This is a genomic window from Ruminococcus champanellensis 18P13 = JCM 17042 (assembly GCF_000210095.1).
GTDB lineage: Bacteria > Bacillota > Clostridia > Oscillospirales > Ruminococcaceae > Ruminococcus_F > Ruminococcus_F champanellensis.
The window spans coordinates 269,607-271,416 of the sequence record NC_021039.1; the positions used below are offsets into that span (position 1 = coordinate 269,607).

A 1,810-nucleotide genomic window follows, 5' to 3' on the forward strand; every position below is an offset into this window, starting at 1 on the left:
CCGCCCTGGTTAAACAAATAGAGTCGCACACATCTCCCCAAGACACCGGTAAAACGCTCCTGCGTATCCCCAGCACGCAGACCATAAGGAAATGCACGAAAGTAACAGGTCACATAAAAAAGAAAAACAGGGCTTGCGCCCTGTTCCTCACCCTACGGCAATCTTCTCCTGCGGCAGCTTCGCCGGACTCAGATGCTTCCCGGACACCGCCGCATAAATCAGCGTCAGACTCCCCACTCTGCCCATGTACATCAGCAGGATCAGCACGATTTTGGACACCAGCCCCAGCTCCGGCGTGATCCCCAGGGTCAGTCCCACCGTGCCCACGGCGGATGCGGTTTCGTACAGACACAGGGACAGGGGCAGCTGCTCACAAAGGCTGATAATCACGGCGCCCCCGAAAAACAGGCTCATGTACAGCATCAGAATGGTTGCAGCACTGCGGATCGCCCCCGGTTCAATGCGTCTGCCGAACATTTGTGCGTCCTCTCGCTTCCGGAATGTGGCAAATGCATTGGCGAACAGCACCGCCACCGTGGTGATCTTCATACCCCCGGCGGTAGACCCGGGCGCACCGCCGATGAGCATCAGCACCATCGTCACCGCATTGGACGCACCCCCCAAGGACAACAGATTCACCGTGTTGAACCCGGCGGTTCGGGGCGTCACAGCCTGAAAGCATGCGGCAAGGATCCGCTGTCCCGTGGGCAGCTCCGTCAGATCCGTGTAGAAAAACACCGCCGGGATCGCCATCAGCAGCACCGTCATCAGCAGGATCACCTTGCTCTGCATCCGGTACCGGCGCAGCCGCCACTTGTTCACCACAATGTCCTCCCAGGTGAGGAACCCGATGCCCCCGATGAGGATCAGCAGCATGATAATGATATTCACTGCCGGATTTGCCGCATATTCCGTCAGAGAGGGGAAGGGGTTCTGGTCGGTGCCCAGAATATCGAAGCCCGCATTGCAGAAGGCGGACACCGAGTGGAACACCGCCATCCAGATGCCCCGTGCCCCATGATCCCGGCAGAACACCGGCAGCAGCGCCAACGCCCCCAGCAGCTCGATCAGAAACGTGCCCCGGAGGATGAAGCCGGTAAGCCGGACGATGCCTCCCACCTTGGGGGCGGCGATCGCCTCCTGCATGGTGCTCCGCTGCATCAGAGAGATCCGCCTGCCGGACAGCAGGGAGAAGGACACTGCAATGGTCACCACCCCAAGACCGCCGATCTGGATCAAACTCAGGATCACCCCCTGGCCAAAGGCGGACCAGTAACAGCCGGTGCCCTGGACGATCAGTCCGGTTACGCATACAGCGGAGGTGGCGGTAAACAACGCCTCGCTGAAGGGAGTGAACTGGCGAAGCTGGGAGGAAATGGGCAGCATCAGCACGCAGGCGCCCAGCAGAATCACTCCTGCGAAGCCCAGAATGATGAGCTGGAAGGAGGATAGTTGGATTTTCTTGTGCAGTAGGTCGAACATGGAAATGCTCCTTTTTTCGGCAATGCCGTACAAAATTTGTGTGCTATCACCTTTGTATGAAACGCTGGGTATCCTGCCCGGCAGAAGTCACTTATCTTTTTATTATACCCGGATAATATGAAAAATGTGTAGCGGTTTTATGGTTTTTGTTTGAATTACATAAATTTTTTGCGGCTCATGCATGTTTGCAGCCGATTGCTTTTGTACGTTCTTTTATGCTCTGGGTGCTGAAGTTGCTTTGTGGGGTTTATTTTTTTGCGTAACCATTTGTTTGCGACTTATCTTTTATACTCTGCATGCTGTTTCTACGCAGTACCGTTCCACGGTC

1 protein-coding gene is annotated in these 1,810 nt (G+C 56.0%); it reads right to left on the reverse strand.

The annotated features are described in order from the left end of the window. Positions 1 to 147: 147 nt before the first annotated feature. Complete coding sequence (locus tag RUM_RS01215) at positions 148 to 1,482, reverse strand: TrkH family potassium uptake protein (protein ID WP_015557407.1); 1,335 nt, start codon at positions 1,480 to 1,482, stop codon at positions 148 to 150. Positions 1,483 to 1,810: the final 328 nt, after the last annotated feature.

Excerpts from the sequence above, each read along its gene's own strand:
- RUM_RS01215 (WP_015557407.1), bottom strand. The coding sequence starts at position 1,482 with ATGTTCGACCTACTGCACAAGAAAATCCAACTATCCTCCTTCCAGCTC.